Raw genomic sequence first — 21,622 nt, forward strand, 5'->3', positions numbered from 1 at the left:
CTCGGCGGTCACTTGGGGGTGACCACCTTGTAGTTCTTGGGCACCTGGGCGTCCGGGCGGCGCAGGTACAGCGGCCGGGGCGGCTCCAGTTCCTCGCCCGCGGCCAGTCTCTCGGCGGCCAGCGAGGCGAGCGCGGCGGCCGAGACGTGCTCGGGCGAGCGGGCGTCCGGGAAGGTGTCGGGGTAGAGGAGGGCGCCCGCGCCGACGGCGGGCAGCCCGGCGACCGACTCGGCGATCTCGGCGGGGCGGTCCACGGCGGGGTCCGACACCCGGGTGCGGGGATCGGTGTACCGCGCCCAGTAGACCTCCTTGCGGCGGGCGTCCGTGGCGACGACGAAGGGACCCTCCACGTCGGCCGCGTACGCGAGCCCGTCGAGGGTGCACAGGCCGTGGACGGGCACGCCGAGGGCGAGTCCGAAGGTGTCGGCGGTCATGAGGCCGACACGCAGGCCGGTGTACGGGCCGGGGCCGACGCCCACGACGACGCCGGTGACGGCGTCCAGCCCGAGACCGGCCGCGGTGAGCACCCGGTCGACGGCCGGCAGCAGCAGTTCCCCGTGCCGTCGCGCGTCCACCTGGCTCGACGAGGCGACGACGGCCGTCCCGTCGTGCAGGGCGACGGTGACGGCGGGAGTGGCGGTATCCAGAGCGAGCAAGAGCACGCAAACAGCCTACGGCGCCCGAGCCGGACGTACGGCCGCCCGGGAGTCCCGTCCCTCGGCTGCTACCGTCACAGCAAAGACGTACGAAGGTCGAGAGGTGGGCACACAAGGTGGCTAGGAGCAGCTCGGGATTCGTGGCCGGGCTCACCGTGGCGGCAGTCGCCGCAGTCGGCTTCCTCGCCTACCAGGCGTCCGCGAGCGTTCCGGACACCCTGGGCAAACCGAACGCGAGCGCGACGCCGAAGGCCTCCACGTCCAAGGCGCCCCGGGACAAGAAGAACCCCGCCGCGCTGCCCGGCCGGTCCGGCAGCGGCGAGCGGGTCGTCTACTCGACCGACGACGACCGGGTGTGGCTGGTCGGCGCGGGCAACAAGGTGCGGCGCACCTTCGAGGTCACCCCCGGCACGGTCGACCCGACGCCGGGCACCTACGCCGTGACGACGCGGGCGGGCTCGGTCACCGGGTCCGACGGCGTGCAGATCGAGCACCTCGTACGGTTCACGCTGGTCAACGGCGTCGCGATCGGGTTCAGCGCGGCGGTCGACGGCTCCACGACCGCGCCCGACCCCAGCAAGAAGCTCGGCGGCATCCGGACGTCGCGCGCCGACGCCGACGTGATGTGGGAGTTCGCGACCGTGGGCGAGAAGGTCGTCGTCATCAAGTAGGACGGCACGGCGACGGTACGGCCCGGCGAGCCGGCGGATCCGTCAGGCGGCCCTGCGAGGTTCCTCGGCGGCGGCCCGGTGAGCGCGGTCCGTGGCACGCGGCTCGCCCAAGGGGGCGCGGGGCGGCCGGGAGATCGCCTCCGCCGCGGCGGAGGCCGCCAGCAGATCCCTCATCGACACCCCGCCCGTCGCGCGCGGCACCACCGGCACGTCACGGTCCGCGGCCGGCACTGCGGCCGACTCTGAAGCCGACATGGACGCCTCCTGGGGCTTCGGGGGCCAGCGTGGTTAGGTAGACCTAACCACGCACTGGAGTCCATGTGACCACGGGCGGGACACCGAACGCAATATCTTGCCGACGTCCTGTCGGATACTTGGCCGAACGTACGAACCGCACGGCGACGCGGCCGTGGTCCCGGCCGGTCGCCCCGGTGCTCGTGCCGGTCAGTCGGTCAGTCGGTGAGGGCGCCCAGGGCGGCGGTGGCCCAGCGCTCGCCGAGGCCGGTGAGCGTCACGTGCCGCACCTCGTCCGTGGTGTCGCCGACCGCGCGGTGGATGACGATGTTCAGCCGGTCGTCGGTCAGCTCCTCGACCTTGCCCTCGCCCCACTCCACGACGATCACGGAGTCGGAGAGCGAGACGTCGAGGTCGAGGTCCTCCATCTCGTCGAGCCCGCCGCCCAGGCGGTACGCGTCGACGTGCACGAGCGGCGGTCCGTCGACGAGGGAGGGGTGCACCCGGGCGATGACGAAGGTCGGGGAGGTGACCGCGCCGCGCACGCCGAGCCCCTCGCCGAGCCCCCGGGTCAGCGTGGTCTTGCCCGCGCCCAGCTCGCCGTTCAGCATCACGAGGTCGCCGGCGCGCAGCAGCCCGGCCAGCCTGCGGCCCAGCTCCTGCATCTGTTCGGGGGAGGTCACGGTGATCTGCGCGCCGGCCCCGTCCCGCGTGGACTCAGCCGGGTTGTGCGCTGCTGCTGGTGCTTCCATAGCCACCCACCGTAGCTCCTGCCGGGACGGCTCCCGCGCGTACGAGGAGGTCGGCGAGGCGGTCGGTGACGACCTCGGGATGCTCCAGCATGACGAGGTGTCCCGCGTCGGGGACGAGCACCAGCTCGGCGTCCGGCAGCAGGTCGGCGATGGCCTCGCTGTGCTCGCTCGGCGTCACCAGGTCCTTGACGCCGGCGAGGACGAGGACGGGCAGCTCGGCGAAGTGCGCGAGCGCGGCCGTCTTGTCGTGGTCGGTGAAGGCCGGGTAGAACTCGGCCACCACGTCGATCGGCGTGCCCTCGATCATCCGTTCGGCGAACCGCTCGATCGCCGGGTCGACGTCCCGGCCGGCGAACGAGTAGCGCTTGATGACGCCGGCGAACAGGTCGGCGGTGGCCCGCCGTCCGCGCTCCACCAGGGCGGCCTGCTGCCCGAGCGCCTTCAGCACACCGGGGAGCACCCGCCGGACGGCGTTGACGCCCGCGACCGGCAGCCCGAAGTTGACCTCGCCGAGCCGCCCCGACGACGTGCCGACCAGGGCGACGGCGGCGACCCGGTCGCGGATCAGCTCGGGGAACCGGTCGGCGAGGGCCATCACCGTCATGCCGCCCATGGAGTGCCCGACGAGCACGATCGCGCCCTCGGGCACCGCCGCGTCGATGACGGCCTTCAGGTCGCCGCCGAGCTGGTCGATGGTGACCGGCGTGCCGTCCTTCAGCTGGGCCGCGCCCCGCCCGGAGCGTCCGTGGCTGCGCTGGTCCCAGTGCACCGTGCGCACCACCCCGCGCAGCGCGGCCCGCTGGAAGTGCCAGGAGTCCTGGTTCAGGCAGTAGCCGTGACTGAAGACGACGGTGACGGGGGCGGGGGCCTTGCGGCCGAAGAGCCGGCGCCGGCGCGGACCGAGCGGTGCCTCCGGCTCGGCCTCGTCGACCTCGTAGTACAGCTCGGTGCCGTCCTCGGCGAACGCCTTGCCGGGGGTGCCGCGCAGGGCGCCGTACGGGCCGGCCGAGTCGAGGGCGAGACGGGCCTTCCTGCGCATGCCGCGGCCGACCGTGAGCCGCTCTATCGCGACTCCGGCCGCGGCCCCCGCCGCGACCACGCCTATCGCGGCGCCGGCCACCCCTGCCCTGCGCCAGTTCCCGGCGGAGGCGGCGGCCGAGGCCGCACTCACGACAGCCTCCGCGCTGCTCTCGCTCACGTCCCGCTCCTCCTCGTTCCCGCTGTCGGCTCTCGGCCGTGCGCTGCCGGCCCGGCATCCGAAGGGCGCGCGCCACCCGCGCCCACCGCCCGTCGGGTCCCGCGTGCCTGTCGGCCCAGGGGTGTTACCCCACTTGTTCCTCGTTCACCTTCACGTAGACGCGGGGAACGCGGGTTCCGATGCGCGTGACGATTTCGTACGCGATCGTGCCCGCGGCACGGGCCCAGTCCTCGGCGGTCGGCTCGCCCCGGTCGCCGGGCCCGAACAGGACCGCCCGCGTGCCGGGTTCGGGCTCGTCACCACCGAGGTCGACGACGAACTGGTCCATCGCCACCCGGCCCGCGACCGTGCGCCACTTGCCGGCGACCAGCACCGGCCCGGTACCGGAGGCGTGCCGCGGGATGCCGTCCGCGTAGCCGACGGGGACCAGGCCGAGGGTGGTCTCGCCGGGGGTGACGTAGTGATGGCCGTAGCTCACGCCGTGGCCGGCCGGGGCGTGCTTGATGAGGGCCAGCGACGCGCTCAGCGTCATCACGGGGCGCAGTCCGAAGTCGCCCGGGGTCCCGACCTCGGGGCTCGGCGAGATCCCGTAGACCGCGATCCCGGTCCGTACGAGGTCGAAGTGGCTCTCGGGGAGGGTCAGCGTCGCGGGCGAGTTGGCGATGTGCCGCACCTCGGGGCGCACGCCCTGCTGCTCGGCGTGGGCCACCATCTCGCGGAACAGCGTGAGTTGGGCCTGGATCGAGGGGTGTCCCGGCTCGTCGGCGCAGGCGAGGTGCGACCAGAGGCCGGTGACGGTGAGGAGCCCGCGGGCCTCGGCGGCGAGGGCCGCGGCGACGAGCTCCGGCCAGTCGGCGGGCTGGCAGCCGCCGCGGCCGAGGCCGGTGTCGGCCTTGAGCTGCACCCGCGCGGGCGCGCCGACGGCCTCGGCGGCGGCCGTGACCTCGCGCAGCGCCCACATGCCGCTGACCGACACGTCGAGGTCGGCCTCGATCGCCTCGGCCCAGGGACCGCCCGGGGTCCAGAGCCAGCACATGATGCGGCCCGGGATCCCGGCCGCGCGGAGCGCGAGCGCCTCCTCCGGGGTGGCGGTGCCGAGCCAGGTGGCGCCCGCCTCGCGCGCCGCGCGGGCGCACGGGACCGCGCCGTGGCCGTACGCGTCGGACTTGACCACGGCCATCAGGGCCGCCGTCGGCGCGTGGGCGCGCAAGGCCCGCACGTTGGCCCGCAGGGCGGCCAGATCGATCTCGGCGCGGGCGCGCAGGGGGGCCGTCCGCGGGTGTGCTGTCTCTGTCATCGCGCCCCAGTCTCTCAGAGGGCCACGACACCCTTCCGGCACCGGCCCCCGCGACGGGCCCGGCGGTGGCCCCCGACCGGCCCGAACGGCTCCCTAGCTGCCGGGCCTGCGGCCCCACACGTACACGTGGTCACGGGTCTTGAGGACGCTCCAAAGTTTGCGTGCGTCGGCGAGCCGGAGGTTCACGCAGCCCATCGAACCGCCGGTGGTGTGGATGCTGCCGTAGACGGCGTGGAAGGCCTGGCCGCCGCTGAAGAACTGGGCGTACGGCATGGGCGCGTTGTACAGCGACGACCAGTGGTTCTTGTGTTTCCAGTAGATCCGGAACCAGCCGGTTCGGGTGCGGTGTCCGGCGCCGCCGCTGCGCATCGCCACCGGCCCGAAAAGGGTCTTGCCGCCCTTCTGCACCCAGGTGAGCTGACGCTTGAGATCGACGCACGCGACCCGGTAGGAGCGGACGGGGCAGCCACCGGCGGCCACGGCACCGGCGGACGCACCGGTCGCGGCACTGGTCGCGGGGCCGCCGGCCGGGCTGGTCGCCTCGCCGGTCGCCGTGCCGCTCGCAGGGCTGGTCGCAGGGTCCGCCACGGCGCCGGTCGCCCCCTCCGCCCCCGTATCCGTCGGGCTGGTGCGGGCGGACAGCAGGCGCATCCGGGCCCAGGTGACAGGGCCGGCGTAACCGTTCGCCGGCTTGATGCCCTGCTTCGTCTGGAAGGCCCGCACGGCCTCGCAGTCCGCGGCGGACTGCCTGCCGTCCACGGCCAACTTCAGCCACCGTTCGACCTGCCGCTGGTACGGGCCCTTCCCCGCGGCGCACTCCACCGTGGTGCGCCCCACCGTGGTGCGCCCCGCCGTGGCGGGCGACGCCGGTCCGGTCAGCGCGCGGCCGCCCGCGGGCGGGGGCGGTCCCGGCGCGGCCGTGGCCGTCCCCACGGGCACGGCCGCCACCACCGCCAGCAGCACCGCGACCACCGGACACGCCATTCGTCTGCTCATCATGCGATCAGCCATACGCAACGAGCCGACGCCCCGGGGTGAGCCGCGCGCAAAGGGTCCCCCGATCTGTGCAACGCGGCCCTCTCCTCGCCCACGCGGGCCGCTCCGCCGATCAACCGGTCGGCGGTTTCGGACCCCTCAGTCCGTCACGTCCCGCCACGCCTCCGGGACCGCCGCCGCCACGTCGTGGGCGCCGGCGGGGGCGCCGTCCGCCGCGAAGCGGCCCGCCAGGCCGTGCAGGTAGGCGGCCACGCTTCCGGCGTCGAGGGCGGACAGGCCGGAGGCCAGCAGCGACCCCGCGAGCCCGGACAGGACGTCCCCGCTTCCGGCGGTGGCCAGCCACGCCGTGCCGGTCGCGTTCACCCGGACCGGGCCGCCGACCGGACCGGCGACCAGGGTGGTGGCGCCCTTGAGCAGCACCGTCGCCCCGTACAGCCCCGCCAGCTCCCGCACCGAGGCGAGCCGCGCCTCCTCCACCGCCGCACGGGCGACCCCGAGCAGCGCGGCGGCCTCGCCGGCGTGCGGGGTCATCAGGGTGGGCGCGCTACGGGCCCGTACGGTCTCCCGGTCGGCCAGCCGCAGCGCGTCCGCGTCCACCAGGACCGGCACGTCCGCGGCGAGCACCTCCGCCACGGACGTGGCGTCGTCGCCGATGCCGGGGCCCACCACCCAGGCCTGCACCCGCCCGGCCTTCGCGGGCCCCTCGCCGGACACCAGCGTCTCGGGGAACCGCGCGATGACGGCGTCCGCGGCGGGCCCGACGTACCGCACGGCACCGGCACCGCCGCGCAGCGCACCGGAGACGGCGAGCACGGCGGCACCGGGATAGCGGGCTGACCCGGCGGCGATCCCGACGACACCGCGCCGGTACTTGTCGCTGGCCGCACCCGGCCGGGGCAGCCGGGCCGCGACGTCGGAGTGCTGCAAGGCTTCCAGGTCGGCCTGTTCCGGAAGGTCGAGCCCGATGTCGACGAGGTGGACGGAACCGGCGTACCCGCGCGCCGGGTCGACGAGCAGCCCCGGCTTGTGCGTGCCGAACGTGACGGTCAGGTCGGCGCGGACGGCGTCGCCGAGCACCTCGCCGGTGTCCGCCTCCACGCCGCTCGGCAGATCGACGGCGACGACGACGGCACGGGAGGCGTCGGCGAGTTCGGCGAGCCGCGCGGCATCGGGCCGCAGGCCGCCCTTGCCGCCGATCCCGACGATCCCGTCGAGAACGAGGTCGGCGCGGCGCAGCAGGGGTTCGGCGGCGTCGGGCGCGGCGGTCGTGCCCCCGGCGCGCAGCAGTGCCGTGAGTCCCTCCGGGTGGGTCCGGTCGGGCGCGAGCAGCACCGCGGTGACGCCGGCCCCGCGCCGGGCGAGCCGCGCTCCGGCGTAGAGGGCGTCGCCCCCGTTGTCGCCGCTGCCGACCAGCAGCACCACCCGGCTGCCGTACACCCGCCCCAGCAGGTCCGCGCAGGCGGCGGCCAGTCCGGCGGCGGCCCGCTGCATCAACGCCCCCTCGGGAAGCCGTGCCATCAGCTCCCGTTCGGCGGCCCTTACGGTCTCCACGCTGTACGCAGTACGCATGCTCCCGAGTCTCCCGCACCGCCGCACGGAGCGCCGCTCCGGCCACGAGGAGGGCGCCCCGGCGAAAGGGGCAATCACCCCTCGGCGATCACCACCGCCGAGGCGATGCCCGCGTCGTGACTGAGCGACACATGCCAGGAGCGCACCCCCAGTTCGGCCGCCCGGGCGGCGACCGTGCCCTTCACCCGCAGGCGGGGCCGGCCGCTGTCCTCGACGTAGACCTCGGCGTCCGTCCAGTACAGCCCGGCCGGGGCGCCCAGCGCCTTGGCGAGCGCCTCCTTCGCCGCGAACCGCGCCGCGAGCGAGGCGATACCCCGCCGCCCACCGCTCGGCAGCAACAACTCCCGCTCCACGAAGAGACGTTCGGCCAGCCCCGGCGTCCGCTCAAGCGACGCCCGGAACCGGTCGATCTCGGCCACGTCGATCCCGACCCCGATGATGCTCATGACGGCACCCTAAAGGGCCCGGCGCCGACGCGGGTCCACCCCGACAGAAGTGTCCGACGCCCCTGCTAACCTGCGGCGACTTCACATCGAGCGCACATGCAGGGGGGCCTGCGGGTGTGCGACTCGACCGAGTACGCCATGGGGGGCGGAAGCGTGACCACCAGTACGGCCGGCGGCATCAGCGGAGCACCGGACATATCCGGTCCACCTCGTTTCGACCCGTTCGACACCCTGCCCGATCTCGCCCCGCTGCGGGACGCGGCGACGCGCGGCGACTGGCCCGCCACGGCCGGGTTCTTCGCCCGCCTCGCCACCGAGGAGGACCGGTCCTTCGCCGCGGGCCGACTGGCCGACCTCGACGGGGCCGAGCACTACCTGGAGAAGGCCGTCGCCGCCTCACCCGGCGACCCGCTGGCGCGCACACTCCTCGCGGAGCGCTACCTGCGCATCGGCTGGGAGATCCGCAGCGGCGCCCGCGCCGAGCACGTCTCGCGGGACCAGTTCAGCCAGTTCCACTCCTGGCTGCGGCGGGCCGAGCAGCTCCTGATCGAGGTGTGCGCGGAGCGCCCCTCATACGCGCACGCCTGGACGGTGCGCGTGACCTCCGCGCGCGGGCTGCAGCTGGGGCAGACGGAGGCCCGGCGGCGCTACGACCGGCTGTCCGCCCACCACCCGCACCACTACCCGGCGCAGACCCAGCTCCTCCAGAACGTGTGCCCGAAATGGGGCGGCACCTGGGAGACGGCGCACGACTTCGCCCGCACCTGCGCGGCCGAGGCACCCGACGGCTCCCACGCCGGTGCCCTGGTCGCCATTGCGCACCTGGAGCACTGGCTGGAGCTGGACGGCATCGAGCGGACCGCGTACATGCGGGGCCTGCCGGTCCGGGACGACCTGCGGTTCGCCGCCAAGGTGTCCGTGCTGCACAAGGAGTACCAGCCCGGTTTCCACGGCATCGGCGCGCACAGCGCGTTCGCGCTCGCCTTCTCGCTCGGTGGCCACCACGCCGACGCCCTCCCCCACTTCCTCGAACTGGGTGACCGGGCCTCGGAGTTCCCGTGGCACTACGTGTCCGATCCGTCGGCCGCCTTCGTCAAGTACCGCAAGGCCGCGCTGTCCGTGCAGGGGGAGTCCCGATGACCACCGAGATCACCGGCTCCGCGCCGGACGACCTGACCGGCGCGGAGCCCGAGACGTCCGCGTGCGTCCACCGCACCACCATCCAGGGCATCCCCACTCTCTACGCGCCCCGCCGCGGCGAGATCACCGCCGGACTGTTCTTCCGGGTGGGACGCGCGGACGAGACGCTCGCGACGACCGGCATCACCCACCTCGTCGAACACCTCGCGCTGCACCACGTGAACCTGACCGACGTCCACCACAACGGCGCGACGGCGGACACGTACACCCTCTTCCACGTCACCGGCAGCGAGGAGGAGGTGGTCGCCCACCTCAACAGCGTCTGCGCCGCCCTGCGCGACCTCCCCCTGCACCGGTTGGAGACCGAGAAGGAGATCCTGCGGACGGAGTCGGCGAGCCGCGGTGCCGGCCCCAACCACCAGATGCCGCTGTGGCGGTACGGCGCCCAGGGCTACGGCCTCTCGTCCTACCGCGAGCTGGGCACCCACGGGCTCTCCCCGGACGCGGTGCGGCACTGGGCGCAGACCCGCTTCACCAGAGACAACGCGGTGCTGTGGATCACCAGCGACCACGTGCCCGAGGGCCTCGACCTGACGCTGCCCACCGGGACGCGCTTCCCCACCCCCGCCTCGTCGAGTGCGCTGCCGGTCACGCCCGCCTACATCCAGGGCGACGACGGTCACGTGGTCTTCGACGCGGTCGTCCGGCGCTCCACCGCCGCCTCGGTCTTCGGCGACGTCCTCGGCCGAGCCCTGTTCCAGGACCTGCGCCAGGAGGGCGGCTACTCGTACACCGCCGACTGCGGCTACACAGCCCGCGACGCCCACCACGCCACCCTCACCGCGTACGCGGACTCCCTGGAGCAGAAGCAGGACGCGGTGGTCGGCGGCTTCGTGGACGTCCTCGCGCGGATGCGCGCGGGCCGAATCGAGCAGGCCGAACTGGACTCGGCGCGCAACAAGGCCCTGAAGGTGTACGAGACCCCGGATCTCGGCGCTGCCATGCTCCCCTCGTACGCGCTGGGCACGCTCCTCGACCGGCCCGTCCTCAGCCCGGAGGAGCACCGGGCGGAGCTGGCCGCGGTCACCGTGGCCGATCTGCGCGAGGTCGCCCGGGAGATGTGGTCGACCGGTCTGCTCCAAGTGCCGGGACGGGGCGCGGACTGGGCCGGCTTCAGCCTCGCCCCGCAGTACTCGGAGGAGGCGGTGACCGGCACCCGGCACCGTTCGCTGGAGAACGACGACGTCACGCTGACCATCGGTACGGAGGGCGTGTCCCTGACGACGCCGCGCGGTGTCGTGACGGTGCGATACGACGCCTGCGCCGCGATGACCACTCGCCCCGACGGGGCCCGCACGCTGACCGGCCTCGACGGCTTTCTGGTCACCATCGAGCCGACGCTCTACCGAGGGGTGACGCCCGAGCGGATCGCCGCCGTCGACGCGGCCGTTCCCGAGGCGGCGGTGGTGCGGATGCCGGCCAGGGACCCGGAGAGGATCCCCCGGCCGTCCGAGCGGAAGCCCTCCCCCGCCAAGACCGGGAGCGGACGCGGGCGCGCGTGGACGGCGAGGGTACGGAGCTGGCCTCTCCCCCTGATCCTGATGATCACGGTGGACGTGGTCTTCGGCGTGGGAATCCTGATCGCCGCCGTCCACGAACCCTCCGCGATAGCGCGCGCCTTCATCCCCACCGTCGCGCTGGTCGTCCTCACCCGCCGGGTGTTCGCCCGCCACCGGCAGACACGGGGCTGACCCCCCGGGGCCGCTCCGGGGGGAGCGGCCCCGACCCTCACCTCACTCCACCGTCACCGACTTCGCCAGGTTCCGCGGCTGGTCCACCTCGTTGCCGCGGGCCGTCGCCAGTTCGCAGGCGAAGACCTGGAGGGGGACCGTCGAGACCAGCGGCTGGAGCAGGGTCGGGGTGGCCGGGACGCGGATCAGGTGGTCGGCGTACGGGACGACCGCCTCGTCGCCCTCCTCCGCGATGACGATCGTGCGGGCGCCCCGGGCCCGGATCTCCTGGATGTTGGAGACGATCTTGTCGTGCAGGACCGAGCGGCCGCGCGGCGAGGGAGCGATGACCACCACCGGCAGGTCCTCCTCGATCAACGCGATCGGCCCGTGCTTCAGCTCGCCCGCCGCGAACCCCTCGGCGTGCATGTACGCCAGCTCCTTGAGCTTCAGGGCCCCTTCGAGAGCGACCGGGTAGCCCACGTGCCGCCCGAGGAACAGCACCGTGTCCTTGTGGGCGAGGGAGCGCGCCAGTTCCCGTACCGGCTCCATGGTCTCCAGGACCCGCTCGACCTCGCTGGAGATGCGGGACAGCTCCCGGATCACCGCCTGGATCTCGTCGCCCCACTTGGTGCCGCGCACCTGGCCCAGATACAGCGCGACCAGGTAGCAGGCCACCAGCTGCGTGAGGAAGGCCTTGGTGGAGGCGACGGCGACCTCGGGACCCGCGTGCGTGTAGAGCACCGCGTCGGACTCGCGCGGGATCGTCGAACCGTTCGTGTTGCAGATCGCCAGCACCTTGGCGCCCTGCTCACGGGCGTGCCTCAGCGCCATCAGCGTGTCCATGGTCTCGCCGGACTGCGAGATCGCGACGACGAGGGTCTGCCGGTCCAGGATCGGGTCCCGGTAGCGGAACTCGCTGGCCAGCTCCACCTCGCACGGCATGCGCGTCCAGTGCTCGATGGCGTACTTGGCGATCAGACCGGCGTGGAAGGCCGTGCCGCAGGCGACGATGACGACCTTGTCGATCTCGCGCAGCGTGCGGACCGGGATGCGCACCTCGTCGAGGGACAGCGAGCCGGCCGCGTCGATCCGTCCGAGCAGCGTGTCGGCGACCGCCTTCGGCTGCTCGGCGATCTCCTTGAGCATGAAGTAGTCGTAGCCGCCCTTCTCCGCCGCCGACGCGTCCCAGTCGACGTGGTACGAGCGCACCTCGGCGGGGCTGCCGTCGAACCCGGTGACGACGACACCGTCCCGGCGCAGCTCGACGACCTGGTCCTGCCCCAGCTCGATCGCCGAGCGGGTGTGGGCGATGAACGCCGCGACGTCCGAGGCGAGGAACGCCTCGCCCTCGCCGACACCCACCACCAGCGGCGAGTTGCGGCGCGCGCCCACGACCACGTCCGGGTCGTCCGCGTCGACCGCGACCAGGGTGAACGCGCCCTCCAGGCGCCGGCACACCAGCCGCATCGCCTCCGCCAGGTCCGCGCACGAGGAGAACTCCTCGGCGAGCAGGTGGGCGACCACCTCGGTGTCGGTCTCGGAGGTCAGGTCGTGGCCCCGCTCGGCCAGTTCGGCGCGGAGCGACGCGAAGTTCTCGATGATCCCGTTGTGGACGACGGCGACCCGGCCCGCGTTGTCGAGGTGCGGATGCGCGTTGGCGTCCGTCGGCCCCCCGTGGGTGGCCCAGCGGGTGTGTCCGATGCCCGTCGTACCGGCCGGCAGCGGCCGGTCGACCAGCTCCTTCTCCAGGTTGACCAGTTTCCCGGCCTTCTTCGCGGCGGCGAGCCCCCCGTCCGCCAGCACGGCGACACCCGCCGAGTCGTACCCCCGGTACTCCAGCCGCTTCAGTCCGGCCATCACCACGTCAAGCGCCGACTGCGACCCCACGTATCCCACGATTCCGCACATGGCGGCAGCGTACGGGCCGACGCCATTCCGATACCGGCATTCCGTGCCCGATATCGGAAATTCCAGCCGCCCTCCGCACAGGCCCGCCGACCCCGCGCATCCACCCCGCGGCCCCCGGCGTGACGGACCCCACCCTCCATCCCGTCCATACTCCCGTAACAATGGACTGTGATCTCTCCGGTCTCCTCGTTGCCGCGGAGCGCCCACCGGTCCAAGCCGGAGGCGACTCCCTACGTCGACCTCACCCGTGCCGAGTGGAGCGCGCTGCGCGAAAAGACGCCGCTCCCGCTGAACGCCGAGGAGGTCGAGAAGCTGCGTGGCCTGGGCGACGTCATCGACCTCGACGAGGTGCGGGACATCTACCTGCCGCTGTCCAGACTCCTGAACCTGTACGTCGGGGCGACGGACGGCCTCAGAGGTGCCCTGAACACCTTCCTCGGCGAGAAGGGCTCCCAGGCGGGCACCCCGTTCGTCATAGGCGTCGCCGGTTCGGTGGCCGTCGGCAAGTCCACCGTCGCTCGCCTGCTCCAGGCACTGCTCTCCCGCTGGCCCGAGCACCCCCGCGTCGAGCTGGTCACCACGGACGGTTTCCTGCTCCCCACCAAGGAACTCGAAGCGCGCGGCCTGATGTCCCGCAAGGGCTTCCCCGAGTCGTACGACCGGCGGGCCCTGACCCGCTTCGTCGCCGACATCAAGGCCGGCAAGGACGAGGTGACGGCCCCCGTCTACTCGCACCTGATCTACGACATCGTGCCCGGCCGGCGGCTGACGGTCCGCCGCCCCGACATCCTCATCGTCGAGGGCCTGAACGTGCTCCAGCCGGCGCTGCCCGGCAAGGACGGCCGCACCCGCGTCGGCCTCGCGGACTACTTCGACTTCAGCGTGTACGTCGACGCCCGCGCCGAGGACATCGAACGCTGGTACCTCAACCGCTTCCGCAAGCTGCGCGCGACCGCCTTCCAGAACCCGGACTCGTACTTCCGCAAGTACACCCAGGTCTCCGAGGAGGAGGCCCTGGAGTACGCCCGAACGACCTGGCGCACCATCAACAAGCCCAACCTGCTGGAGAACGTGGCCCCCACCCGCGGCCGGGCGGCCCTCGTCGTCCGCAAGGGCCCGGACCACAAGGTGCAGCGCCTGAGCCTGCGCAAACTCTGACCACTACGCTGCGGCCATGCTGCATCTGCGCCTGATCACACCCGCCGACCTGACCGACGACGTGGTGCGCCTCATCGAGGGAACGGTCGGCACCGCGCACCTGGTCGTCCTCCCCGGTGCGGCCCGGAACCCGGTGGGCGACCTCGTCATGTGCGATGTCGCCCGTGAGGCGGGCGACGAACTCATCGGCGGGCTGCGGGACCTGGGCATCGACCGCACGGGCTCGATCGCGGTCGAGGACATCGACCTGTCCCTGTCGAAGCGCGCCGACAAGGCGGAGGCGGAGGCCCCGGGCGAGGGTGCCGACGCGGTGCTGTGGGAGCACCTGGAGGAGGCCACCCACGAGGAGTCGACCCTGTCGGTCACCTACGTCGCGTTCATCACGATCGCCACGATGATCGCGGCCTGCGGTGTCGTGCTCGACAACGCGGTGCTGATCGTGGGCGCCATGGCCGTGGGCCCGGAGTTCGGCCCGCTGGCCGGTCTGTGCACGGCCGTCGTGCAGCGCGGCCCGCGCCTGGCGCTGCGCTCCCTGACGGCACTGCTGGCCGGCTTCGCGATCGCCATGGCGGTGACGGTGCTCTTCAGCCTGTTCATGGACGGGGTGGGCCTGTTCAGCCAGGCGCAGTTGGAGGGGCCGCGCCCCAACACGGGCTTCGTCTACGCCCCGGACTGGTTCTCGTTCGTCGTCGCGGTCCTCGCGGGCGCGGCCGGCATGCTGTCGCTGACCTCGGCGAAGTCCGGGGCCCTGGTCGGTGTCGCGATCTCCGTGACGACCGTGCCGGCGGCGGCGAACGCCGCGGTGGCCCTGAGCTACGGCGACATGGGCCAGACCTGGGGCTCCACCAAGCAACTGCTCTTCAACCTGCTCGGCATCGTCCTCGCCGGCATTCTCACGCTGATGGCCCAGAAGTGGTTCTGGGCACTGCAGCGCGGACGCACGGTCGCCGCGTAGCCCCCACACGCCGTGAGGCCCGGCACCCCGATGGGGGTGCCGGGCCTCACGGCTGAGACGAAGGTCTCCCGAACAGTGCTAGCCCAGGGCCGACTTCACCGCGTCGGCCAGGCGCGCGGCCACCGAGCGGGCGTGCTCGATGTCGGCGGCCTCGACCATCACGCGGACGAGCGGCTCGGTGCCGGAGGGGCGCAGCAGCACCCGTCCGGTGCTGCCGAGCTCCCGCTCCGCGTCGGCGACCGCCGTGGCCAGCTCGGCGGAGGTGTTCACCCGCGTCCGGTCGACGTCCGGCACGTTGATGAGGACCTGCGGCAGGCGCTCCATGACCGAGGCGAGGTCCCGGAGCGTACGGCCGCTCTGCGCGACCCGGGCGGCCAGCAGCAGGCCGGTCAGCGTGCCGTCGCCGGTGGTGGCGTGGTCGAGGATGATGACGTGCCCGGACTGCTCGCCGCCGAGGGCGTAGCCGTGCTGCTTCATCTCCTCCAGGACGTAACGGTCACCGACCGCCGTCTGGACGAGGGCGAGGCCCTCGCGCTCCATGGCGAGCTTGAAGCCCAGGTTGGACATGACCGTCGCGACAACGGTGCCGGAGCGCAGTGCGGAACGCTCTCGCATCGCCAGCGCGAGGACGGCCAGGATCTGGTCGCCGTCGATCTCGTCGCCGGTATGGTCCACGGCGAGGCAGCGGTCGGCGTCGCCGTCGTGCGCGATGCCGAGGTCCGCGCCGTGCTCGACGACGGCGGCCTTGAGCAGCTCCAGGTGGGTGGAACCGCAGCCGTCGTTGATGTTCAGCCCGTCGGGCGCCGCGCCGATCGTGATGATCTCGGCACCGGCCCGCGCGAACGCCTCGGGCGAGACCCGGGAGGCCGCGCCGTGCGCCTCGTCGAGGACGACCTTCAGACCGTCGAGACGGTTCGGCAGGACCCCGATGAGGTGGGCGACGTACTGGTCGAAGCCCTGGTCGTAGGAGTTCACCCGGCCGACGCCCGCGCCGGTCGGACGGTCCCAGGGAGCGCCGGTGCGGTGCTCCTCGTAGACGCCCTCGATCCGGTCCTCCAGCTCGTCGGCGAGCTTGTGGCCGCCGCGGGCGAAGAACTTGATGCCGTTGTCGGGCATGGCGTTGTGGCTGGCGGAGAGCATCACGCCGAGGTCGGCGCCGAGCACGCCGGTGAGATACGCCACCGCGGGGGTGGGCAGCACACCGACCCGCAGGACGTCCACGCCCGCGCTGGCGAGGCCGGCGACCACGGCGGCCTCCAGGAACTCCCCGGACGCGCGCGGATCCCGTCCGACCACCGCCACAGCCCGGTGGCCCTCGAAGGTTCCCGCCTCGGCGAGTACGTGCGCCGCCGCCACGGAGAGCCCGAGCGCGAGCTCGGCCGTCAGATCCGCGTTGGCGACACCGCGCACGCCGTCCGTGCCGAAGAGTCGTCCCACTTGTCCTCCTGAGGAAGCTTCAGAGTACGAAATTCCCCCCGAAGAATACGGAGGTCATCCGATCACATGAGCCTTTGAGCACCTTGTGCCGTTATACGCCCAGCGCTGTGATAAACGAACGCCCCGGCGGCACTGTGGCGTGCCGCCGGGGCGTTCGAAGCTACGCGTACGACGCGTACGAGCAGGCAGCGAAGCTTAACGCTTGCTGTACTGCGGAGCCTTACGGGCCTTCTTGAGACCGGCCTTCTTGCGCTCGACCGCACGGTCGTCACGCTTGAGGTAACCGGCCTTCTTGAGGGCGGCGCGGTTGTTGTCCACGTCGGCCTCGTTCAGCGCGCGGGCCACGCCGAGGCGCAGGGCACCGGCCTGACCGGAGACGCCGCCACCCGAGATGCGGGCGATGACGTCGTAGCGGCCGTCGAGCTCGAGCACCTTGAAGGGCTCGTTGACTTCCTGCTGGTGGACCTTGTTCGGGAAGTAGTCCTCGAGCGTGCGCCCGTTGACCTTCCACTTGCCGGTGCCCGGGACGATCCGGACGCGGGCGATCGCGTTCTTGCGACGGCCCAGGCCGGCGGCCGGCTGCGGGTCGCCGAAGCGGCCCGCGAGCGACTCCGAGGTGTACTCGCCCTCGACGGGCACCTCGGACTCGGTGGTGTAGTTCTCGACGTCGACGAGCTCAGTCTCTTCGACCGGCTGCTCAACAGTGGTCTCGGCCACGATTCTCCTCAGATTTCTTTATGTCTTAGGGGGTGGCCGGAACTACTGCGCGACCTGGGTGATCTCGAACGGGACCGGCTGCTGCGCAGCGTGCGGGTGGTTCTCGCCCGCGTAGACCTTCAGCTTCGAGAGCACCTGGCGGCCCAGGGTGTTCTTGGGAACCATGCCCCGGATGGCCTTCTCGACGGCCTTCTCGGGGTTCTTCGCCAGCAGCTCGTCGTAACGGACGGAGCGCAGACCACCCGGGTAACCGGAGTGGCGGTACGCCAGCTTCTGGGTCTTCTTGTTGCCGGAAAGGTGCACCTTGTCCGCGTTGATGATGATGACGAAGTCACCAGCGTCGACGTGGGGGGCGTAGATCGGCTTGTGCTTGCCCCGCAGGATGTTCGCAGCAGTGGTCGCCAGACGACCCAGGACGACATCCTGGGCGTCGATGACGTACCACTGGCGAGTGATGTCGCCGGGCTTGGGGCTGTACGTACGCACGGTCGTAGCCTTCGCTTCTTCAGTGAGTGGGTCCTGACATGGCCACCACGGACGATCACGACAGCCCTGACCGCACTGCGGTGACGCATACCGCGTGCTGGTCGCTGGTCATCAGCCCCGGTGGACCGGTGTAAGGGCCCCTCACGTGAGAATGAGCAAGCCAATACACATAACGAACCGCAAGCTTACCCGCGGTGCCCCGGACGGGTCAAAACGCGAGTGATCACACCTTCGTGACCCGCCGTCCCCGCCGCTGTGCGACGAAGTGGTCGGAGCCCCGGAGTGCCTGGTGACGGCGGTGCAGGAGCACCACCGCCGCGGTCGTCACCACCAGGGTAAAGCAGTCCCGGAACGCGCGTCGGGTCACCGGTTCCAGCCAGGGCCAGTCCGCGCCGGGCACCTGCGGCACCAGCGCCAGCCAGAACCAGGGCCCCCGCGTCACCGAGCCCGGATACGGCAGCCCCGCGAGCAGCAGCGGCACCACGACCAGCAGATAGTGGTCGTACGACGGCCGGGACACCAGGAACGCCGAGAGCATCAGCAGCACCGCGGTCTCGACCAGCCGCAGCGGCCCCGGAGCACCGCGGGACCACCGGCGGTACGCGCAGACGACTCCGGCCGCCGCCGCGGCACAGGAGAGCGGGACCGCGACCCGGCCCGGCACCCCGAGGCGGGGCAGCACGGCCGCGGGCGACGCCTCGTAGAGCGTGACGAACGTGTCGTGGCCACGCAGCAGGAACGGCAGCGTCCGGGTCACGAACCCCGCGGGATCGGGCATCAGCAGCGCCGCCCCGCCGGACGCCACGGCCGGCACGAGCACCACCGCCGCGAGCCCCGGCCACCGGCGCGCGAAGACGAAGAGCAGCGCCACCGGCGCCAGCAGGGGCTTGAGCGCCACGGCGGCGCCCACGACCACACCGGCCCACCCCCACCGCTCCCGCGCGGCCAGCAGCAGCGCGAGCGGCAGCGCGGCGGCTGCCGTCACGGTCCAGTTGCCGAGCGAGACGAGGTGCCCGAAGGGCGCGAAGCCGAGCGCGAGCGCGGCGGGGCCGAGCACCCCGAGCCGGCTGCGCCACGGCACCCCGTGGATCCCGAGGGCCCACACCCAGCCCGCCAGCAGCAGCACCGTCACGGTCAGCGGAACCAGCAGCCGCAGCACCGCGTCCGGGAGCACCGCCTGCGGCACCGCGGCGAGCACCGCGCTCGGCAGATAGAGGAAGTGCCGGTCGGCGTAGGGCGAACCGCCGTCCAGCCAGGTGCGCGCGGCGCGGACCACGATCGCGTTGTCCATCCCACCGTCCGAACTGGCCCGAGCGACCCCGGCGACATGTGCGCAGAGCACCACCGCCGTCACGATCCACGCATGCCAGGACGCCCGACGTACCAACCACCCGGAGATGTCACTTTTGCCCGTCCGCATTCAGATCACGCTAGGGGCTCAAGTGCTCGATGGACCGGAACGGCACCCCCCAACGCCCGTCTAAGATGCGGCGCATGAGTTATGGGCAGGGTGGGCAGGGGCAGGCCCCGTGGGACCCCTGGAAGCCGGGTTCTCAGCAACAGTCCCAGTGGGGTGGCCAGCAGAGCGGCGCGAGCCCCGACTGGGCCGCGCTGGCGGAGGCTTCCGAGACGCGCAACAGGCGCCGCAGGCTGCTGTTCATCGTGGGCGGGGCGGTGGCCACCGTGGCGGTCGGCGCCGCCGTCGCCATGGCCGTCGTGAACGCCAACGGGAGCAACCAGGCGTCCAACCAGCCGTCGAACCTGCCCGCCACCGCGGACATCCCGAGCTCCACGGAGCCGGCGCCGTCGTTCGAGCCGACCTCGGCTCCGCCGCCGCTGGATCCCAAGGAGTTCATATCCAGCGCGCAAAAGGACACGGCGCCGCTGAGCCCGGACATCCTCTTCCCCGGTACGCAGCTCACCATGGGCGACCGCGTCTACCGCAAGGGTCCGACGGCCGACACGAAGAACTGCGCCTCGGCCGCGAAGGGCACGCTCCCGCCGGTCCTCTCCAAGGACGGCTGCACCCGCTTCCTGCGCGTGACCTACAGCAAGGACGGCGTCGCGGTCACGGTCGGCGTCGCGGTCTTCGACTCCGAGGCCAAGGCGACCAAGGCGAAGGCCGACGCGGACAAGAAGAGCATCATCGCCTCCCTGTCGGGCAACGGCGTCAAGGCCTTCTGTGACGCGGCCGTCTGCCGCTCCACCACCAACGCCTACGGCCGGTACGCCTACTTCACCCTCGCCGGCTTCAGCAACGGCAAGGACGTGACGACGAAGGACACCGCGGTGTTCACGAGCGGCGACGACCTGGCCGAGTTCGCCTTCCGGCAGATCCGCCGCCGCGGCGAGGCCCAGGCCTCCGCGGCCGCCGGGCAGTAACTCCCCCCGTACGGCGGCCGGGTGCGCCCCGGCCGCCTCCGGTGGTCAGCAGCCGGCGCAGCCGCCCGCGCCGGGCAACGTCCGCTTGTTCCGCGCCTCCTTGTTCCGCGCGGCCAGCAACTCGTCGGCGGGGTAGCCGACTTCCTCCAGCGTCAGCCCGTGCGGCCGTACGACGTGGACGGCCGAGTCCCGTACCCCGGCGGCGAGCACCTTCCCGGGCCAGTCGCTTCCACGGTGCCCGTCCCCCACGAACAGCAGGGCGCCGATCAGCGAGCGCACCATGTTGTGGCAGAACGCGTCGGCCCGCACGGTGGCCGTGATGACGCCGTCCGCGCCCCGCACCAGGCTCAGTTCCTGGAGCGTACGGATGGTCGTCGCGCCCTCGCGCTTCTTGCAGTACGCGGCGAAGTCGTGCTCCCCCAGCAGCCCTTCGGCGGCCTGGTTCATGGCGTCGACGTCCAACGGCCAGTCGTGCCACAGGACATGACTGCGCAGCAGCGGATCGACCCCGCCGGGTTCGTCGGTGACGCGGTAGGCGTAACGCCGCCAGACCGCCGAGAAGCGCGCGTTGAACCCCGCGGGCGCCTCGGTGAGCGACCACACCCGTACGTCCTTCTCCAGCCGCCCGGCGAGCCGCTTCAACAGCTTCTCGCGGTGTTCGGCCCACACCTCCTCGGGCAGGTCGACGTGGGCCACCTGGCCGCGCGCGTGCACCCCGGCGTCGGTCCGCCCGGCCACGGTCAGCTCGTACGTGGTGTCCTTCGTCCGGGTCACCGTCCGCAGCGCGTCCTCGATGTCACCCTGGACGGTCCTGCGGCCACTGGCCTGCTTCGCCCACCCGGAGAACCCGCTCCCGTCGTAGGACAGGTCCATCCGTACCCGTACGAACCCGGGCTCTGCTTCGTCACTCACTCCTGGATCCTCTCAAGCCCGGCTCACCCGCCGGAACGCGAAAGCGGGCCCGCCCCCGAAGGGACGGACCCGCTCACAGCGAGGCAGTGCCTCAGGCGTCCTTCGACTCCTCGGCGGGAGCCTCGGTGGCGTCCTCGACCTTGGTGTCCTCGACCTTGGCCGGAGCCTCGGCGTCCTTGGCGGAACGCTTGGTCGCAGCCTCGGCCTCACCGGTGGCCTGCTGGGCCACGGTCAGGGCCTCGACCAGCTCGATGACAGCCATGGGCGCGTTGTCGCCACGGCGGTTACCGATCTTGGTGATACGGGTGTAGCCACCCGGGCGGTTCTCGTAGCGCGGGCCGATCTCGGTGAAGAGCGTGTGCACGATGCTCTTGTCCGTGATCACCGAGAGCACCTGACGGCGGTTGTGAAGGTCACCCTTCTTCGCCTTGGTGACCAGACGCTCGGCGTAGGGACGCAGGCGACGGGCCTTGGCCTCGGTGGTGGTGATGCGGCCGTGCTCGAAGAGCGACTTCGCGAGGTTCGCGAGGAGCAGCTTCTCGTGCGCGGCGCTGCCGCCCAGACGGGCACCCTTGGCAGGCTTCGGCATGGTGTTTCTCCTAGGTGTCTGCTCCGGCCGTATCAGGTACCGAAGTCAGTGTCCGAGCGGGCGATTGCCCGTCGAAGACCCCGCGCGCCCCGAAGGGGCGCGGGGAACTGCCGACCAGCCACGGCCGGTCGGCAGCCAAGACGGAACCGTCGGTCCCGAGCCTTTAGTACTGCTCGGTCTCGACGAATCCGGCGTCCGCGTCGTCGTCGGCGCCGAAGGCGTCGGCGGCGGCGGTCGGGTCGAATCCGGGCGGGCTGTCCTTGAGGGCCAGGCCCATGCCGGCCAGCTTCGCCTTGACCTCGTCGATGGACTTCGCGCCGAAGTTGCGGATGTCCAGGAGGTCGGCCTCGGAGCGGGCGACGAGCTCACCCACGGAGTGGATGCCC

General features: G+C 72.4%; 22 protein-coding genes. 6 read left to right on the top strand and 16 right to left on the bottom strand.

The window, feature by feature from the left end:
• Positions 1-8: 8 nt before the first annotated feature.
• The gene (gene tsaB / locus AB0C62_RS21955) at positions 9-662 is read right to left on the bottom strand and encodes a tRNA (adenosine(37)-N6)-threonylcarbamoyltransferase complex dimerization subunit type 1 TsaB (RefSeq protein WP_362975505.1); all 654 of its coding nucleotides are present in this window, start codon (positions 660-662) and stop codon (positions 9-11) included.
• Positions 663-772: 110 nt separating this feature from the next.
• Between tsaB and AB0C62_RS21960 the strand changes: the two genes are divergently transcribed.
• A complete protein-coding gene (locus tag AB0C62_RS21960) occupies positions 773-1,327 on the top strand; it encodes a L,D-transpeptidase (RefSeq protein ID WP_362975507.1) in 555 nt (184 codons plus the stop codon).
• Between the two features lie 42 nt (positions 1,328-1,369).
• Here the strand turns inward: AB0C62_RS21960 and AB0C62_RS21965 are convergent, their stop codons facing one another.
• From AB0C62_RS21965 to AB0C62_RS21995, 7 genes are all read right to left on the bottom strand, one after another.
• Positions 1,370-1,582, bottom strand: a complete 213-nt coding sequence (locus AB0C62_RS21965) for a hypothetical protein (protein WP_362975509.1) — start codon at positions 1,580-1,582, stop codon at positions 1,370-1,372.
• A gap of 197 nt (positions 1,583-1,779) precedes the next feature.
• The gene (gene tsaE, locus AB0C62_RS21970; protein WP_362975511.1) at positions 1,780-2,313 is read right to left on the bottom strand and encodes a tRNA (adenosine(37)-N6)-threonylcarbamoyltransferase complex ATPase subunit type 1 TsaE; all 534 of its coding nucleotides are present in this window, start codon (positions 2,311-2,313) and stop codon (positions 1,780-1,782) included.
• Positions 2,279-3,511 (bottom strand): alpha/beta hydrolase, encoded by a 1,233-nt coding sequence (locus AB0C62_RS21975; protein WP_362975513.1) that lies wholly within the window; start codon positions 3,509-3,511, stop codon positions 2,279-2,281. Before AB0C62_RS21975 ends, tsaE begins: the two co-directional genes overlap by 35 nt.
• 124 nt (positions 3,512-3,635) lie before the next feature.
• Entirely contained in the window at positions 3,636-4,808 is a 1,173-nt protein-coding gene (gene alr, locus AB0C62_RS21980; protein ID WP_362975515.1) for an alanine racemase, read from the bottom strand.
• A 93-nt stretch (positions 4,809-4,901) separates the two neighbouring features.
• On the bottom strand, positions 4,902-5,807 hold the full coding sequence (locus tag AB0C62_RS21985) for a L,D-transpeptidase family protein (RefSeq protein WP_362975517.1): 906 nt from the start codon (positions 5,805-5,807) through the stop codon (positions 4,902-4,904).
• Positions 5,808-5,942: 135 nt separating this feature from the next.
• Positions 5,943-7,373 (bottom strand): NAD(P)H-hydrate dehydratase, encoded by a 1,431-nt coding sequence (locus AB0C62_RS21990; RefSeq protein WP_362975519.1) that lies wholly within the window; start codon positions 7,371-7,373, stop codon positions 5,943-5,945.
• Positions 7,374-7,447: 74 nt separating this feature from the next.
• A complete protein-coding gene (locus AB0C62_RS21995) occupies positions 7,448-7,819 on the bottom strand; it encodes a holo-ACP synthase (protein ID WP_362975521.1) in 372 nt (123 codons plus the stop codon).
• Positions 7,820-7,972: 153 nt separating this feature from the next.
• On the opposite strand from AB0C62_RS21995, the gene AB0C62_RS22000 reads away from it, so the two are divergent.
• Positions 7,973-8,959 (top strand): hypothetical protein, encoded by a 987-nt coding sequence (locus AB0C62_RS22000; protein ID WP_362975523.1) that lies wholly within the window; start codon positions 7,973-7,975, stop codon positions 8,957-8,959.
• Entirely contained in the window at positions 8,956-10,710 is a 1,755-nt protein-coding gene (locus AB0C62_RS22005) for an insulinase family protein (protein ID WP_362975525.1), read from the top strand. The genes AB0C62_RS22000 and AB0C62_RS22005 overlap by 4 nt, the downstream gene beginning before the upstream one ends.
• 42 nt (positions 10,711-10,752) lie before the next feature.
• Here AB0C62_RS22005 and glmS read toward each other — a convergent pair whose 3' ends face one another.
• Positions 10,753-12,600 carry a glutamine--fructose-6-phosphate transaminase (isomerizing) gene (glmS, locus tag AB0C62_RS22010; protein WP_362975527.1) on the bottom strand — a complete coding sequence of 616 codons (1,848 nt, stop codon included), beginning with the start codon at positions 12,598-12,600 and terminating at the stop codon, positions 10,753-10,755.
• 168 nt (positions 12,601-12,768) lie between these two features.
• On the opposite strand from glmS, the gene coaA reads away from it, so the two are divergent.
• Entirely contained in the window at positions 12,769-13,758 is a 990-nt protein-coding gene (gene coaA, locus AB0C62_RS22015) for a type I pantothenate kinase (RefSeq protein ID WP_362975529.1), read from the top strand.
• A 16-nt stretch (positions 13,759-13,774) separates the two neighbouring features.
• On the top strand, positions 13,775-14,713 hold the full coding sequence (locus tag AB0C62_RS22020) for a DUF389 domain-containing protein (protein ID WP_362975531.1): 939 nt from the start codon (positions 13,775-13,777) through the stop codon (positions 14,711-14,713).
• A gap of 78 nt (positions 14,714-14,791) precedes the next feature.
• Here AB0C62_RS22020 and glmM read toward each other — a convergent pair whose 3' ends face one another.
• From glmM to AB0C62_RS22040, 4 genes are all read right to left on the bottom strand, one after another.
• Positions 14,792-16,150, bottom strand: a complete 1,359-nt coding sequence (gene glmM / locus AB0C62_RS22025; RefSeq protein ID WP_362975533.1) for a phosphoglucosamine mutase — start codon at positions 16,148-16,150, stop codon at positions 14,792-14,794.
• A gap of 195 nt (positions 16,151-16,345) precedes the next feature.
• The gene (gene rpsI / locus AB0C62_RS22030) at positions 16,346-16,867 is read right to left on the bottom strand and encodes a 30S ribosomal protein S9 (RefSeq protein WP_081218905.1); all 522 of its coding nucleotides are present in this window, start codon (positions 16,865-16,867) and stop codon (positions 16,346-16,348) included.
• 42 nt (positions 16,868-16,909) lie between these two features.
• Positions 16,910-17,353, bottom strand: a complete 444-nt coding sequence (rplM, locus tag AB0C62_RS22035; protein ID WP_037626954.1) for a 50S ribosomal protein L13 — start codon at positions 17,351-17,353, stop codon at positions 16,910-16,912.
• Positions 17,354-17,576: 223 nt separating this feature from the next.
• Positions 17,577-18,644, bottom strand: coding sequence for a glycosyltransferase 87 family protein (locus AB0C62_RS22040; protein ID WP_362975535.1), 1,068 nt, complete (start codon positions 18,642-18,644; stop codon positions 17,577-17,579).
• A 203-nt stretch (positions 18,645-18,847) separates the two neighbouring features.
• Here AB0C62_RS22040 and AB0C62_RS22045 point away from each other — a divergent pair, with 203 nt between their 5' ends.
• On the top strand, positions 18,848-19,735 hold the full coding sequence (locus tag AB0C62_RS22045) for a hypothetical protein (protein ID WP_362975537.1): 888 nt from the start codon (positions 18,848-18,850) through the stop codon (positions 19,733-19,735).
• Positions 19,736-19,780: 45 nt separating this feature from the next.
• Here the strand turns inward: AB0C62_RS22045 and truA are convergent, their stop codons facing one another.
• The 3 genes from truA to AB0C62_RS22060 form a co-directional block, all read right to left on the bottom strand.
• Complete coding sequence (truA, locus tag AB0C62_RS22050; protein ID WP_362975539.1) at positions 19,781-20,647, bottom strand: tRNA pseudouridine(38-40) synthase TruA; 867 nt, start codon at positions 20,645-20,647, stop codon at positions 19,781-19,783.
• A gap of 91 nt (positions 20,648-20,738) precedes the next feature.
• Positions 20,739-21,236, bottom strand: a complete 498-nt coding sequence (gene rplQ, locus AB0C62_RS22055; RefSeq protein WP_164375593.1) for a 50S ribosomal protein L17 — start codon at positions 21,234-21,236, stop codon at positions 20,739-20,741.
• A gap of 163 nt (positions 21,237-21,399) precedes the next feature.
• Positions 21,400-21,622, bottom strand: a 223-nt coding sequence (locus tag AB0C62_RS22060; protein WP_351505344.1) for a DNA-directed RNA polymerase subunit alpha C-terminal domain-containing protein, incomplete at its 5' end; no start/stop codon positions are given.

This window comes from Streptomyces sp. NPDC048643 (genome assembly GCF_040650615.1).
In the GTDB taxonomy this organism is placed as follows: Bacteria; Actinomycetota; Actinomycetes; order Streptomycetales; family Streptomycetaceae; genus Streptomyces.